Origin of the sequence: Oribacterium sp. oral taxon 078 str. F0262, from assembly GCF_000160135.1 — a bacterium.
GTDB lineage: Bacteria > Bacillota > Clostridia > Lachnospirales > Lachnospiraceae > Oribacterium.
The window spans coordinates 76288-90735 of record NZ_GG729935.1; the positions used below are offsets into that span (position 1 = coordinate 76288).

Here is a 14448-nt window from a genome sequence, read left to right on the forward strand (position 1 = left end):
TAATCTTTTTGGCTTTCTGGATTACTCTGGCATTCTTCGCGAAATTCATTACACCATTTGACAACGCTGGATTTAGAAACCCCATATTCTTCTGTGAGGCTCCTCATGGATCGGCCTTCCTCCAGGCGGAGACGGACAATCTTTTTCTTAAATGGTTCGTCGTAAGGTTGTGGCATGATAAAATCCTCCATTTGCTATTATATTTTATCAGCCATTTGTGTTACAACTTCAGTTTATCACTTCAGACTAAGCCCGATTTCCTCCATCACACGATACACGGTACGTTCGCCTGGAATAGCAACACCTTCCGGTTTCCTGAGTTTCAGAGCCTGGTACATGCGTATTCTTCCATACGTATCATTGCACTCATCCTCCGCATTTATATCGAGCACAGCATCTGCGAGAGGCTGATATTTCCACGGGCGATCTTTGGTCGCCAGATATTTATAGAACCCTTGACGGGTTACGTGGAGCATGCGGCAATAGAAACTAATTTCGCCCTTGATGGTGCCGTCTTCCGTTTTGATGGCAATAAACTTCATTCTTTCGTTTTTGCTGACTTCAGACGGCTCGCGGCGAAAAAAGCGCTTGCTTCCTCAAGGAACTCATTTTCTTTCTTTAAGCGGCGGATCTCCTTATCCTGCTCTTTAAGCTGCGCACGGAGTTTGATAAGCTCCTCATTAAGCGTCATAGCGCTTTGTGGTGTCTGTGTGCCGGCACCGAGATCGAGATTTCCCAGACGGTTTGCTTTCATCCAAGTATAGAGTGTATTCTTTGGGATACCGAGCTTCCTGGCAGCCTTAGCTTGACCAATTTCCTTGGCCAGCTTAACCGCCTGCACCTTAAATTCGTTATCGTATTGCCTGTTTTCTGCCATTTATTGACCTCCTTATCGTCTTGATTATATTAGAAATCCTTGAGGATAAGGTGTCAACTTTATTTATACAACATCAGATGGGCTTAACGGGTATTTCTACCACGAATTTTACCCACAGGTATGACCGAAGAGCCTTTCATTTTAGGCTGAATCTTGGGGAAGTATGAAAATGCTTTATTTTTGCCAGATAGTTGCATATAATGATACTAAGAGGTGAGAATATGATAAAGACAACGGCAATGTTTCTGGAAGAATTAAGAGAATACGGTTCTCCGAAGTCCAAGCTCTCCCGTATGGCGAAGCGCAGTGAGTGCTTCCCGATCACAAGGGGGCTTTATGAGACTAATCCGAATGTTCCGGCGCACCTGCTTGCGGGCAGTATTTATGGGCCGTCCTACATTTCTTTTGAATATGCCTTAAGCTGCTATGGCTTGATTCCTGAAGCGGTGTATACCGTTACCTGCGCTACATTTGAAAAGAAAAAGAAAAAGAAGTATGAAACGGCTTTCGGGACATTTACCTATCGCGATGTGCCTTCCAAAGCCTTTCCTCTGGGCATTCGTCTAGTTCAGGAGGGAGATTACTTCTATCGGATCGCCGAACCGGAAAAGGCGCTGTGCGATCAGCTTTATACGATGCCACCAGTACCGAATACGCAGGAACTTTTGCGGCTATTGACAGATGATCTGCGGGTCGAAGAGGCGGAGCTGAGAAAGTTGGATGCAAGTAAGGTCTGCGGGTACAGCGATGCGTTTCATGCAACGAACATCAAAAAGCTGTGTTCGCTTTTAAGAAGGATCTGACATGAGTGCCGTGATAGAACAAATGCTGAAAAGCTACCGTGTGGAAAACATATATGACAGAAAAAATGCTCAGGAGAATTAACTTCTACCCCATCCTTCGGAAGAATTAAAGTTCCACCTTTCAGATTTCCAGGTGGAACTTCGAATAGCAATTAACAGAATAGCAATTAACAAGCATTTCATTTTGACCCACGCGAATCCCCGCTTTGACAGTCCCTGGCTTTGATGATAGAATAAAGGGCCGCCGGATTTTCGGCGGCCTAGGCGGATATGGCGGAATTGGCAGACGCGCCAGATTTAGGTTCTGGTGGGAGACCGTGCAGGTTCAAGTCCTGTTATCCGCATGAAGAATCGGAAGGAAGGAACGTCTGTATATGAGTTCTGTAACCCGAAGGATCAGCGAAATAAAGCAGCCAAGAGGCGGGTTTATCAAGCCGTCTCAGTTTAAGTCCTGCACCTTTAATGATCAATGCACTTTGAATGAAAGCGAAAATATACATGCCTTTATCATTGGCCTTGTCGTTGATTATATGTTTTCTATGGAGCAGTGGGGAGAAATTATTTCATCTCAAACTCCTTCCTATAGTTAATAGATCGCTTTTTAGTCAAGAACCACCGATCCCAGAACATCCCCGATACTTTCCCGGATCACAAGGTCTGCTCGCCCGTCACAGGCGGTCTCGCTTTTATTGATTAAAACAAGTATGTGCGCGGAATCATCAAAATAACGAAGAAGACCCGCGGCGGGGTAGACCACGAGCGAGGTTCCTCCGACGATGAGAAGGTCCGCCTCCCGGATCGCTTCCGCCGCTCCCTGTAAAACCGCCTGATCCAGCCCCTCTTCATAGAGGACGACATCCGGCTTCACGATGCCGCCGCAGCTGCATCTCGGCACTCCGCTTCCGGAGAGAATGAAATCGAGAGGATAGGATTTCCCGCAGCGAAGGCAGTGATTTCTCCAGACTGAGCCGTGAAGCTCATATACCTTTTTGCTCCCTGCTCTTTGGTGAAGTCCGTCAATATTCTGTGTGATAACTGCCCGGAGCTTCCCTTCTTCCTCGAGCCTTGCAAGCGCAAGATGTGCCCGATTCGGCTTTGCCTCCGGAAAAAGCATCTTCTCCCGATAAAAACGGTAGAACTCTTCCGGATTTGCCTCAAAAAAGCTGTGGGAAATGATCTGTTCCGGCGGATAGGCATAGCTTTGCCGGTAAAGTCCGTCCTGGCTCCGAAAATCGGGGATCCCGCTCTCCGTGGAGACTCCGGCTCCCCCAAAAAATACGATATTCCGGGCCTCTTTGATCCATTTCCGAAGCTTCTCTCTCTTCTCCTCCATCTGCACCCTCCTCCCTCTGCCTAAAATATAGTCTTTTTTACTATCTTAGCCCAGATATCCCGGAAAAGCCACTCTATCCTTTCCCTCAATATGGACTCAGAAAAGCTCAGGAAGCAGCTTGCCCGCGGGCAGGCGCTTCCTGAGCTCGCGCGATGCATAGGATTACTTTACTTTTCCTCCGACTTCTCCTTCGGGAGCAAGAGATTCAAGAGAATCGCGCAGATCGTCGTAATGACGACCGGGGACTTTCCGAAGACCATCGTCACAGAGAGCGGAAACTGATTCAAGCTTCCGGCAGCCTGAGCAATGCCGACTCCGAGCGCCACGGAGAGACCCACGACCGTGGAGCTTCTCGCCGTGAGCGGCTTCGAGGTAATGAGCTTCATCCCCGTCATAGCAATCGTGGAAAAAACGGTGATCGTCGCCCCGCCGAGGACACACTGCGGAATCGTCGTGAGAATTGCGGAGAACTTTGGGCAAAGCCCGGACAAAAGGATCAAGGCCGCACAGGTCGCGAAGACCTTCCGATTTACGACCTTGTTATTCGTCACAATGCCGACATTCTGAGAGTAGGTCGCCGTGGGAAGTCCCCCAAAGAAGGCGGAGAGAAAATTCGTCGCGCCATAGGCGATGATCCCGCCCTGGAGCTCCCCGTCCGTCGGTTCCCGATCAAAGCCGCCTACGGTTGTAGCCGTGAAATCACCGATCGCCTGGACGGAATTGATCGCAAAGAGAAGGCCGATAGAGATGCAGGCCGCCGGATCAAAGCTCACGCCAAAGGGAAGGAAGTGCGGGAGAGCAAACCAGGATGCCTTTCCGATCTCCGAGAAGTTCACCATCCCGAAGCAGAGCGCCGCGAGATAGCCGGCCAGCATTCCTAGAAGAATGGATGCGAGCTTAAAAATCCCCTTGCCGAAGTTATTTAAGAGAAGCACGATAAGCAGTGTCACCGCAGCGACCGCCCAGTTCTGCCAGGAGCCGTAGATCAGAGCCTCTGTCAGATGCTTCTTCTCCACAACAAGCTCCCTTGTATTTGCGACGCCGCCGGCCATATAATTGACGGCTGTCGGATAGAGGGATACGCCGATCGTAAAAACCACGGTCCCGGTGATGAGCGGAGGAAAGAGCGGACGGATCTTCTTCACAAAGATACCGACAAAGACCGCGACGATTCCGCCGACGAGAAGAGCCCCCGTGATGGTGTGCACCCCCTCCCCCGCTTCGGCGATTGCCTGAAGGCTGGGAAGATAGGCAAAGCTGATCCCCAGGATGACGGGAAGGCCCGAGCCGAATTTCCCGCCGATCGGAAACAACTGAAAAAAGGTCGCGATCGCGGACATCGTAAGAGATGCCTGAATCAGAATAATTCGCTGCTCGATCGGCAGCTGCGCCACATTCGCGATGATAATCGCCGGCGTCACGCAGCCGATAATCATCGCCACCAGATGCTGGAGCGCGAGGGAAATCACGCTCCAGACCGGCGGATTTCCCTTCCAGCAAAACAACGCCTCCATTCCATCCTTCTTCCCCATCCTTTTCCTCCTGAAACTAAATTTTATTTTGAAACCTAAAAGTTTTTGCTATAGGCAATCATATACGGATGGAAAAAATAGCACAAGTAGAAATGAAAGGCAAATTTTTGTGAATTTAGCACAGGTGCATAAATGCAATGTGCAAAAACCCGCTCTTTTCCCGGGGAATCCGTTAGATTCTATGAAAAAATCTCCGAAGCTTCGATAGGAAGGACCCGGAATTCCCCACCTGCTTATCCTCTTCTGCGGCGGAAAAAGACGGATATACGCCATCTTCACTAAAAACCCGCTCCATCGGGATATCGTGATTATCCACAAAAATTTTATCAAGAAGCAGCTTCTCATAGCATAGACAAAAGCGATGCATCCTCTGTCCTTCCAGGAAGCGATCGTAATAGCCCGCCCCGTGACCGAGTCTCCTTCCGCTCCGATCCGCGGAAATACAGGGAATCAAGGCGAGATCGATCTCCTCCTTCTCCACCAGAGGAAGTCCCGGTTTCGGCTCCGGTATCCCGAGCACTCCGGCTCCGAGATCCTGAAAGGATCGGATCTCCACCGCCTCCATCCACCTCTCCCTTCCCGGAATACAGCGCGGAACGGAAACCCTCTTTCCCATCTGCCAGGCGCTCTCCAAAAGCAGCTTTGTGTCCGGCTCCTTCTCCACGCTGATATAGCAAAAAATCGTGTCCGCCTGCTGAAAATACGGATGCTGAAGGATCCGGGAGCTGATCTCCGCATCCGCGCTCCGGCAGTACTCTTCGCTGAGCCCCCTCCGAAGCTCCGCAACCTCCTCCCTCTCCCTCGCCTTTCTCTCTCTGATCTCGTCCCCCATAATCTCTTCTCTCCTTCCCCTTCCCTGCCTTCTGCTCGCTTTCTCCCTATCGGACAGCTCCCATTCCCGGCTCTGTCCCCATGTTCCATTCTTTCCCCCGCTTTGTCAAGAAAGAAAAAAGAAAACATAGCTCCCCCATTTCGAAACCAGAACTATTTTTGTATAATGATTCCAGCGTCGAAAGTCTCTCCTCCGCGGCGTGCTTGCACGGAAGCGGAGGAAAGACTTTATGACGCGCCCCCACTCATGAGCATGGAGAGGGACCTCGTCCCTCGGGAATGCGAATGAGGGGCGCAGGCCGCAAGACGCGAAGCGGCGGAGGCATGCGGGAATCATGGACTCCGCCCGGGCCGAAAGTCTCTCCTCCGCGGCGTGCTTGCACGGAAGCGGAGGAAGGACTTTATGACGCGCCCCCACTCATGAGCATGAAGAGGGACCTCGTCCCTCGAGAATGCGAATGAGGGGCGCAGGCCGCAAGGCGCGAAGCGGCGGAGGCATGCGGGAATCATGATCTCCACCAAGCCAAAAGTCTCTCCTCCGCGGTGTGCTTGCACGGAAGCGGAGGAAGGACTTTATGACGCGCCCCCACTCATGAGCATGGAGAGGGACCTCGTCCCTCGGGAATGCGAATGAGGGGCGCAGGCCACAAGGCGCGAAGCGGCGGAGGCATGCGGGAATCATGGACTCCGCCCGGACCGAAAGTCTCTCCTCCGCGGCGTGCTTGCACGAAAGCGGAGGTAAGACTTTATGACGCGCCCCCACTCATGAGCATGAAGAGGGACCTCGTCCCTCGGGAATGTGAATGAGGGGCGCAGGCCGCAAGACGCGAAGCGGCGGAGGCATGCGGGAATCATGCGTTTGATTGTGCCTCAGGCCGACGGAAACGCGAATGAAGGGAAGCGTGAAAAGAGACATCATCTCTCGGGAATGCGAGAGGGGGACGCATCGGGAGGGATATCTCCCCTCGGGAAGCAAAGAAAGGAAAAATCATGCCAATCCGGGTTCAAAACGATCTTCCGGCAAAACAAATGCTGGAATCGGAAAATATCTTTGTCATGGATGAGGACAGGGCGAGCGCGCAGGAGATCCGGCCGCTTCGCATCGCAATCCTGAACCTCATGCCGCTGAAGGAGGATACGGAGCTTGACCTTCTCCGGGTCCTGTCCAATTTTCCGATCCAGACGGAGATCAGCCTTATGAAGACGGAGAGCCACGAGGCAAAGCACACCAGCGCCTCTCACCTCAATAAATTCTATGTCGGCTTTAACGCTGTCCGCGAGGAGCGCTTTGACGGCCTCATCATCACCGGGGCGCCCGTCGAAAAGCTTGAGTACTCGGAGGTCGAATACTGGGATGAGCTCTGTGAAATTATGGATTGGTCAAAAACTCATGTTTTCTCAAGCTTTCACATCTGCTGGGGAGCGCAGGCCGCTCTCTACCATCACTACGGAATTCAGAAGCGCCTTCTCCCCAGAAAGCTGAGCGGCGTCTATCTGCACCGGGTACTGCACCGCCGCAAAATGCTTATGCGGGGCATGGATGACTTTTTTTATGTTCCTCAGTCCCGCTATACCGGAATCGATGAGGAGGCCGTGAAGAGAAATCCCGAGCTCTATGTCGTCGCGGAAGGAGAGGAGAGCGGGAGCTATCTGATCCTCGCCTGCTCCTCCAGGCAGATCTTCGTCACCGGACACTCCGAGTACGACCGCTACGACCTGGACAAGGAGTATCGGCGGGACCTCGCAAGGGGGCTCGCCCCCGACATCCCCGTGAACTACTATCCGGATGATGACCCCTCAAAGCCCCCCATCCTCTCCTGGCGTTCCAGCTCCAACTGCACCTATACGAACTGGCTGAACTTCGTATATCAGGAAACTCCCTATCGCCTGGAGGACCTGAAGCCGGTGGAATGCGACAGCTACCTTCGGGCAAGTCATGAAAGAGAGATTGACGATACGGGAAGCTGAGAGCGGAGGAGATACGAGAAGCTAAAAGCGGAAACGAAACGGACCGATGAAAAGCCATGCTCCCTGCGAACGATGTCAAAGGAGAGAGAACTGCCTTCTCACTGAGCAAGGGGAGAACGCTCCCCCTCAGCGAAAGACGAAATGAGAAAAAACAGAAAAACAACCGAAAGAAAACAGAAGGAAAACGGAAGGAGGAAACATGAAGGTATTGGATCGTCTGGTTTCTTATGTCAAAGTGGATACGCAGTCCTCAGAGGAGAGCGGCACGCACCCGTCCACGGAGAAGCAGTTCGTGCTGGCAAGGCAGCTCGAGCGGGAACTCCGGGAGCTCGGCGCGGATGATGTGCGTCTCTCCGAGCACTGCTATGTCTACGCCCGCATCCCCTCAAATCTCTCCGCAGAGGAGAACATGCACACGCCGACTCTAGGCCTGATCGCGCATATGGACACCTCTCCCTCCGCGAGCGGAAAGGATGTAAAGCCCCGGGTGATAAAGAGCTATGACGGCTCTCCGATCCCTCTCGGGCATGGAGCCATCCTCGATCCCGGGATCTTCCCGCAGCTTCTCTCCGCAAAGGGGGATGATCTCCTCGTCACAGACGGAAGCACCCTCCTCGGCGCCGATGATAAGGCGGGTGTCGCGGAAATTATGCAGTGTATCGAAGAGCTGCTCTCTCAGCCGGAGCGGCGCCACGGGGAAATCTGCATCGCATTTACGCCGGACGAAGAGATCGGCTCGGGCGCGGACTTCTTCGATCTCGCGGGCTTTGGCGCGGAGGTCGCCTATACCGTGGACGGCGGAACGCTGGGAGGCATCGAATATGAGAACTTCAATGCCGCCTCCGCCGTCCTCACAATTCACGGCGTCAATGTCCACCCCGGCTCCGCAAAGGATAAGATGCTGAACGCGCTTTTGATCGCGATGGAGTTCAATGCCCTGCTCCCGCCCTGCACTCCGGCAAATACCGAGGGCTACGAGGGCTTCTTTCATCTGATGTCCATGAAGGGAGATGAGAGCCTCGCGGAGCTTCGCTACATCATCCGGGATCATGACAGAGAGAAATTCGAGGAGAAAAAGAGACAGTTTCAGTCCGCGGCAGATCGTCTGAATGAGAAATACCGCTCCGGCGGCGCGGCTCTGGAGGCCAAGCTCACGGACAGCTATTACAATATGAAGGAGAAGCTGGAGCCCTATCCCTATCTCATCGACTGCGCGAAGGAAGCCTTCCGAAGCTGCGGTGTAAAGCCGGAGACCCTTCCGATCCGGGGCGGAACGGACGGCGCAAAGCTCTCCTTCATGGGGCTCCCCTGTCCGAACCTCTCCACCGGCGGGGAGAACTACCACGGCATTTACGAATACCTGAATATCAACTCCATGGAAAAAATGGTCGAGGTCCTGAAAAAGCTGACTGAGGAAATGATCGGAAGGAAATAAAGGATCAGGAGAAGAAGCAGCCGAAAGGAAAGGTACAGGGAAAGAGGGAAAGCGAATGAAACGCTTTCCCTCTCCCGAACCCAATATTCAATTTTCATGAAGAGTACATTGGTCTGATACCGTCACCTTGATATTTCAAAGATATGCGCTTTATCTTTGATTTTCCATATCGTTCCGTGTGCATCGATCGATGAAGCCAATCAGTTTCTCATCCCGTTCGTTTGATACTGAACCCGCGCAGTGCTTTCCGGAAATTTCGAAGAAACACTTCTTTTGTTGAATAACATGAGCGCCCGCTGCGCCGTTATCAAAATAAATTTACTTTCCGAAAGCTCCGGTGGCCGTATCAAATGTCTGTGCTGGAACCATTGCTTTGCACCTCTTGCTTTCTGCGGTATCGTTCGCAGACTCGCGGCCTGCACTTTGCCGGTTCGCTTCGGCCTTTCTCGTCAGCCGAGGCCCATCAGCCACTCTTCTCTCTGTGTCTATAGGATAGCAGAAAATTGTTTCTTTGTAAATACAATTACTCCTGAAATATCTACTAATATTCATTCCGAAAAATATATAATTTTGTCTAAAGAGGCCGGTGAACTCCCGGCACTTCATTTTCAGGCCGAATTAAAGTCTGAGTCTGAGATTCTGAGTCTGAAATGAAAAGCCGATTGGAAAATAAGCGGCGGAAGCCCGATGGATAAGCAGTCGATGAAAAAGTCCTTTTGAAAGCGACGTTTTGAATTTTGAAAGCGGAATCGAAATTTTCCAATCCCCTTGCGCTTCCCCGCCGCAGCGTGTTATACTTTGATTCCACAATTAAATATCTTATTCAGAGACGGTGGAGCTACATAGGAGCGAAGAAGCCGCAGCAACCCCGGAAACGGAAGGTGCTAACCTGAGCGAACAATTTGTTTCGAACAATAAGACGAACGGACAGAGGCTGTCGCTCAGTGCGGCGGCCTCTTTTCTCTGCCGCGGCAGTCCGGGCGGCAGTCTTCTGCGCCAGTCAGCAGGCATAGACAAGGCCGACAGCCCAGACACGAAGAACGGCAGAGCTTCGCATCGTCCGGCGCTTATGTCCGGAGTGCTTCACCATCCGGCGGATTCCATCCGTTTACAGTAATTATCCCGCACAGCGCGGCAGAAAGGAAAGTATATGCTATTTTCATCAGAACAGGTTTCAAACGGCCATCCCGACAAGATCTGCGACCAGATCTCGGATGCCATCGTCACCGACATCCTCGCCCACGATAAGAGGGCCCGGATCGCGGCGGAATGCTGCATCAAGGACTACAGCATCTGCATCCTCGGCGAAATCAGCACGGACTATGAGCCGAACTACCACGGCATCATCGCGGAGGTTCTCCGCCGGATCGGTCTCCCCGATGCCGAAAAATACGAGCTCAACCTTCTGATCTCCCGCCAGTCCCCGGACATCGCGCGCGGCGTCGATGTCGACGGTGCCGGCGATCAGGGCATGATGTTCGGCTATGCCACAAATGAGACGAAGGAGCTCCTCCCGATCCCCTATGTCCTCTCCACGAGGGCGCTCCTCAAGCTCCGGGAGCAAAACCTTGCTGAGGGCTTTTCCAGGCTTCTCCCGGACGCAAAGGCACAGGTGAGCTACGACTACAAGGCGGGGCGCATCGACACCTTCCTCCTCTCCAGCCAGCACAGGGAGTCCACCTCCCTGGAGGAGGTCAGGGAGATCATCAGCAAAATCATGAAGGAGAGCGCGGAGGAGATGAATCTGAACACCGACTTCCGGATCCTCGTGAATCCGACAGGCCGCTTCGTTCTCGGATCCTCCTTTGCGGACTCCGGCCTCACCGGGCGAAAGATCATCGCGGATACCTACGGCGGGGCCGCGCACCACGGCGGCGGAGCCTTCTCCGGAAAGGATCCCTCGAAGGTCGACCGCTCCGCGGCCTATATGGCGCGGAAGATCGCAAGAGATATCGTCCTCTCGGGGCGGGCCGAGCGCTGTGAGGTGCAGCTCGCCTACGCGATCGGCGTCGCGGAGCCGGTGTCCGTCTACCTGGACTGCTTCGGAAGCGCCCATGAGAATGTAGGGAATATCTGGAGCGATGTCGTACAAAACTATGAGCTCACACCAAAGGCGATCATCGAGCGTCTTCAGCTCCAGGAGGTCGACTACAATCTGGTCTCCTCCTACGGTCACTTCGGAAAGCCGGAGCTCCCCTGGGAGCAGTAAGACCTCTCTCCCCTATCCCCAAAAACAAAGGCCCGGAATCGGGATGCTGAGTCAAAGCGCAGAGCCGAGATGACTCTGCTTTATCTCAAAATGGAGACCGCGCGGCTCATAATAGAGCTGCGCGGTCTCCGCCTTATAAAAGGCAGTCTCTAGCGCATTTTTGATTTCTCTAAAATCCTAAGTTCGGACCTTATCCGGTAAAATTCAAATTTGAATCATAAAAACAGTATAAAAAATGACGATTTATTGATTCATATTGTTTTTTCCGCCGTGGATGATATAATCATATTGCGCAAACCCACAAGGAGGCAGCTGACATGAAGAATACCGTTGTTCGATTGGAAAGTCTCTCAATCGAGAATTTCAAGAATATAAAGGCCGGTCAGTTGAGTTTTGCAAACAGCAGAAAGGCCTATAAGACAAGCATTTTAGGATTATACGGTCAGAACGGATCAGGAAAAACGGCGTTGATTGATGCAATTGAGCTGCTGCAGCTTGCGCTGAAGGGGCAGACGGTTCCTGCGAAATTTGCTGACTATATCAATGTGGAATCTGGGAATGCGGTTCTTCGTTATGAGTTCTCCGTCGCTGATGATACGATAAAGTATCGGGCTTTCTATGATTTCAAACTAAGGTCCGAAGTAATCGAAGCTTCTCAAAATCTGGCGCTCAGTGATGGGGAGGAAGCTCACTACCGCCCTGTTATTGCGGAAGAGATTCTTAGCTATTCTTATGAAGGCAAGGAGTCAAAGGAACGTAAAAGTTCTCTGATCGATACCACCTCATCCAAGGTATTTGCTCCGCTCGGAAAATACAATTGCCTTATTGGAAAAGATAAAGATAAGGCAATGGATCTCTTAGTAGAGAAAAAGATGGCCGCCGGAACATCCAGATCGTTCATTTTCTCCAGGGAACTGCTTACGGCTATGAGAAGTAATCCTGCCGGAAAGGATGATTTGGAGTATCAGCGCCATATGCTGCTGATTGAAAGTCTGGTAAGATATGGCAACCTTGAGCTTTTTGTAATCAATACCGCAAATTCGGGTATCATCAGCATGAATATGCTTCCTCTTTCATTTAAATATGAAAGCGAAACTAACGGGGCAGCAGGTAATATCCTGATTCCGCTGGAGGAAGCTGTTCCGATCCCCGAAAAAGCCGTTGCAACGGTGCATCAGGTTATCACGAACATGAATATTGTACTGTCCCAAATCGTACCGGGGCTGACAATTCATATCAAGCATCTTGGCGAAATGGTATTTGCCAATGGAAAAAAAGGCGTCAAGATACAGCTGATGTCTTTAAAGAATAAAAAGGAAATCCCGCTGAAGTACGAATCGGAGGGCATCAAAAAGATTATCTCTATTCTTCAGCTGCTCATTGTTGTTTATAACCGCTCATCTATTACGGTAGCGATTGATGAATTGGATGCCGGAGTATTTGAATATCTGTTAGGTGAATTGCTTCGCGTCATATCCGAAAAAGGAAAAGGCCAGTTGATCTTTACCTCGCACAATCTGCGCCCTCTTGAGACGCTGGATCGTGGTTTTATCGCATTTACTACAACGAACCCGTCTCACAGATATATCCGGATGAGCAATATTAAGGACAGCAACAACCTGCGTGATTTCTACTTCAGGGACATCATTCTCGGTGAACAGAGTGAAGAGGTATACGATCCGACAAATAATGCGGAAATCGCAGTAGCTTTCCGAGAGGCAGGTGAGTTCAGTGGCACGTAAAAAGATCGTATTGGTGCTTGTCGAAGGGCCTTCTGACGATACAGCATTGGGCGTCATACTGAACAGACTCTTCGATAAGAACAAGGTCCACATTGAGATCCTGCACGGTGATATCAGCGCAGATTATTCCATTGACCCGAATGATATCGTCAGCGCGATTGGAGATATTGTTAAGAAATATGCAGGTTCGATGCATTTTTCTCAGATTCATTTCCAGCAGGTCATTCATATCGTTGACATGGATGGAGCTTATGTGCCTGAGTCCTCTGTCGTAGAAAACGCTTCTGTTCTGAAACCGCTGTATTCCCTGACAGAGATTCAGACAGCAAGACCGGATCAATTGATTCTCAGAAATAAGCATAAGCAGGATAAATTGAACCGTATCAGCAAGTTAAGCAAAGTCTGGGTATCCATTCCTTATCGGGCATACTATATGTCGAGCAATCTTGACCATGTTCTGCATGGCAAGATCAACAGTACGGATGAGGAAAAAGAGAATGATGCCTATGCATTTGCGAAAAAGTACAGAGATGATATAGACGGATTTTTAAGTTTTATTTCTGACTCGGACTTTTCAAAAATCGAGGATTACAAAGAATCCTGGGAATTCATTAAAAAAGATCTCCATTCTCTGGAAAGGTACTCCAACTTAGGAATTTGTTTCGCAGATATCCGGAAAAAACGCATCGAACAGCAAAACAATAAAGAACCAAAAGACTGATTAAAGCGATTCCCGATAATTGACTCAAAGTCCCCGTAGTAAAAATGAGCTTTGCACCCTGAAACCGCAGTGAATGTTGTCCCGTCAATAGCCAAATGCTTGTGCAGACGTGCCGGCCTCGTATTTGGCTTATTGACGGGAATTTACACAGCAAATCACTTACCGGCCGCTGTTTGCGATTTCTCCAAATTCTGCCTTCAGGGAGGCTCCCCCGATGAGGCCTCCGTCGATATTCGGCTTTCCGAGAAGCTCCCTGCAATTTCCGGCATTTATGGAGCCGCCGTACTGGATGCGGATGCGCTCCGCGGTCTTTGCTCCATAGAGCTCGGAGATCAGCTCCCGGATGGCGGCGCAGACCTCCTCCGCCTGATCGGCGCTCGCGGTCTTTCCGGTCCCGATCGCCCAGATCGGCTCATAGGCGATGACGACCTTCTCGGCGTCCTCCCTTGAGATACCGTCAAAGGCGATCTTCAGCTGCATCCGGATCCAGTCAAAGCAGATGCCCTGCTCTCTTTGCTCCAGGGATTCCCCGCAGCAGACGATCGGATTTAAGCCCTTCTCCAGCGCCTTTTTGAGCTTTCTGTTGATATCCGCATCGCTCTCGGCAAAATATCCTCTCCGCTCGGAATGACCGATGATGACATATTCCGCTCCGGCATCCTTCAGCATATCCGCGGAGATCTCTCCGGTATAGGCTCCCTTATCCTCAAAGTAGAGATTCTCTCCGCCGACTCGGATATTCGTGCCTCTCACGGCCTCTACCACAGGAACGATGTCGATCGCGGGCACGCAGAAAACGATATCCGCGGGGCTTCCCGCGACAAGGGGCTTGAGTGTCTCGCAGAGTGCCTTCGCCTCCGATGGCGTCATGTTCATCTTCCAGTTTCCGGCGATAATCTTTTTTCTCATTTTATTCTCTGTATTCCTTTCCATTTCGGGATATCCCCGATCGGGACGGACAAGAGCCCGCCCCTCCCCTTTATCGGCTTCGCCTCCT

General features: G+C 51.4%; 12 protein-coding genes, 1 tRNA gene, 1 pseudogene and 1 riboswitch. Of the genes and pseudogenes, 7 read left to right on the forward strand and 7 right to left on the reverse strand.

The features are described from left to right. The 3 genes and pseudogenes from GCWU000341_RS13165 to GCWU000341_RS07835 form a co-directional block, all read right to left on the reverse strand. The coding region (locus GCWU000341_RS13165) for a transposase (protein WP_242651669.1) at positions 1 to 176 on the reverse strand (176 nt) is incomplete at its 3' end. A 69-nt stretch (positions 177 to 245) separates the two neighbouring features. After that, positions 246 to 542: pseudogene (locus GCWU000341_RS07830) on the reverse strand (IS3 family transposase); the annotation flags it as partial. Beyond that, positions 539 to 877, reverse strand: coding sequence for a transposase (locus GCWU000341_RS07835; protein ID WP_009215349.1), 339 nt, complete (start codon positions 875 to 877; stop codon positions 539 to 541). The pseudogene GCWU000341_RS07830 and the gene GCWU000341_RS07835, both read right to left, overlap by 4 nt. 221 nt (positions 878 to 1098) lie before the next feature. Between GCWU000341_RS07835 and GCWU000341_RS07840 the strand changes: the two genes are divergently transcribed. Both GCWU000341_RS07840 and GCWU000341_RS07845 read left to right on the forward strand, forming a co-directional pair. After that, the gene (locus tag GCWU000341_RS07840; protein WP_040653903.1) at positions 1099 to 1680 is read left to right on the forward strand and encodes a type IV toxin-antitoxin system AbiEi family antitoxin domain-containing protein; all 582 of its coding nucleotides are present in this window, start codon (positions 1099 to 1101) and stop codon (positions 1678 to 1680) included. Between the two features lie 264 nt (positions 1681 to 1944). Then, a tRNA-Leu gene (locus GCWU000341_RS07845) sits at positions 1945 to 2024 on the forward strand. Between the two features lie 257 nt (positions 2025 to 2281). On the opposite strand, the gene GCWU000341_RS07855 is transcribed toward GCWU000341_RS07845, so the two are convergent. From GCWU000341_RS07855 to GCWU000341_RS07865, 3 genes are all read right to left on the reverse strand, one after another. After that, on the reverse strand, positions 2282 to 3013 hold the full coding sequence (locus tag GCWU000341_RS07855) for an NAD-dependent protein deacylase (RefSeq protein WP_009215352.1): 732 nt from the start codon (positions 3011 to 3013) through the stop codon (positions 2282 to 2284). Positions 3014 to 3180: 167 nt separating this feature from the next. Continuing rightward, the gene (locus tag GCWU000341_RS07860; RefSeq protein ID WP_009215354.1) at positions 3181 to 4545 is read right to left on the reverse strand and encodes a uracil-xanthine permease family protein; all 1365 of its coding nucleotides are present in this window, start codon (positions 4543 to 4545) and stop codon (positions 3181 to 3183) included. Between the two features lie 172 nt (positions 4546 to 4717). Continuing rightward, positions 4718 to 5377: a 5-formyltetrahydrofolate cyclo-ligase gene (locus GCWU000341_RS07865; protein WP_009215355.1), complete on the reverse strand. Its 660-nt coding sequence runs from the start codon at positions 5375 to 5377 to the stop codon at positions 4718 to 4720. A gap of 989 nt (positions 5378 to 6366) precedes the next feature. Between GCWU000341_RS07865 and GCWU000341_RS07875 the strand changes: the two genes are divergently transcribed. The 5 genes from GCWU000341_RS07875 (at position 6367) to GCWU000341_RS07895 (ending at position 13451) form a co-directional block, all read left to right on the forward strand. Beyond that, on the forward strand, positions 6367 to 7344 hold the full coding sequence (locus GCWU000341_RS07875; RefSeq protein ID WP_009215358.1) for a homoserine O-succinyltransferase: 978 nt from the start codon (positions 6367 to 6369) through the stop codon (positions 7342 to 7344). Between the two features lie 199 nt (positions 7345 to 7543). Then, entirely contained in the window at positions 7544 to 8779 is a 1236-nt protein-coding gene (gene pepT, locus GCWU000341_RS07880) for a peptidase T (protein WP_009215360.1), read from the forward strand. An 816-nt stretch (positions 8780 to 9595) separates the two neighbouring features. Beyond that, positions 9596 to 9700, forward strand: a riboswitch (SAM riboswitch). A 229-nt stretch (positions 9701 to 9929) separates the two neighbouring features. Continuing rightward, positions 9930 to 10988, forward strand: coding sequence for a methionine adenosyltransferase (gene metK / locus GCWU000341_RS07885; RefSeq protein WP_009215364.1), 1059 nt, complete (start codon positions 9930 to 9932; stop codon positions 10986 to 10988). Between the two features lie 317 nt (positions 10989 to 11305). Further along, positions 11306 to 12730, forward strand: coding sequence for an AAA family ATPase (locus tag GCWU000341_RS07890; RefSeq protein WP_009215365.1), 1425 nt, complete (start codon positions 11306 to 11308; stop codon positions 12728 to 12730). Next, entirely contained in the window at positions 12720 to 13451 is a 732-nt protein-coding gene (locus tag GCWU000341_RS07895; RefSeq protein WP_009215366.1) for a hypothetical protein, read from the forward strand. Before GCWU000341_RS07890 ends, GCWU000341_RS07895 begins: the two co-directional genes overlap by 11 nt. Before the next feature lie 159 nt (positions 13452 to 13610). Here the strand turns inward: GCWU000341_RS07895 and tpiA are convergent, their stop codons facing one another. Next, positions 13611 to 14360, reverse strand: coding sequence for a triose-phosphate isomerase (tpiA, locus tag GCWU000341_RS07900; protein ID WP_009215367.1), 750 nt, complete (start codon positions 14358 to 14360; stop codon positions 13611 to 13613). Positions 14361 to 14448: the final 88 nt, after the last annotated feature.

What these genes read in the sequence shown, in the direction of transcription:
- GCWU000341_RS07835 (WP_009215349.1), bottom strand. Translation starts at nt 877, where the DNA reads ATGGCAGAAAACAGGCAATACGATAACGAATTTAAGGTGCAGGCGGTT.
- GCWU000341_RS07840 (WP_040653903.1), top strand. Translation starts at nt 1,099, where the DNA reads ATGATAAAGACAACGGCAATGTTTCTGGAAGAATTAAGAGAATACGGT.
- GCWU000341_RS07855 (WP_009215352.1), bottom strand. Translation starts at nt 3,013, where the DNA reads ATGGAGGAGAAGAGAGAGAAGCTTCGGAAATGGATCAAAGAGGCCCGG.
- GCWU000341_RS07860 (WP_009215354.1), bottom strand. Translation starts at nt 4,545, where the DNA reads ATGGGGAAGAAGGATGGAATGGAGGCGTTGTTTTGCTGGAAGGGAAAT.
- GCWU000341_RS07865 (WP_009215355.1), bottom strand. Translation starts at nt 5,377, where the DNA reads ATGGGGGACGAGATCAGAGAGAGAAAGGCGAGGGAGAGGGAGGAGGTT.
- GCWU000341_RS07875 (WP_009215358.1), top strand. Translation starts at nt 6,367, where the DNA reads ATGCCAATCCGGGTTCAAAACGATCTTCCGGCAAAACAAATGCTGGAA.
- pepT (WP_009215360.1), top strand. Translation starts at nt 7,544, where the DNA reads ATGAAGGTATTGGATCGTCTGGTTTCTTATGTCAAAGTGGATACGCAG.
- metK (WP_009215364.1), top strand. Translation starts at nt 9,930, where the DNA reads ATGCTATTTTCATCAGAACAGGTTTCAAACGGCCATCCCGACAAGATC.
- GCWU000341_RS07890 (WP_009215365.1), top strand. Translation starts at nt 11,306, where the DNA reads ATGAAGAATACCGTTGTTCGATTGGAAAGTCTCTCAATCGAGAATTTC.
- tpiA (WP_009215367.1), bottom strand. Translation starts at nt 14,360, where the DNA reads ATGAGAAAAAAGATTATCGCCGGAAACTGGAAGATGAACATGACGCCA.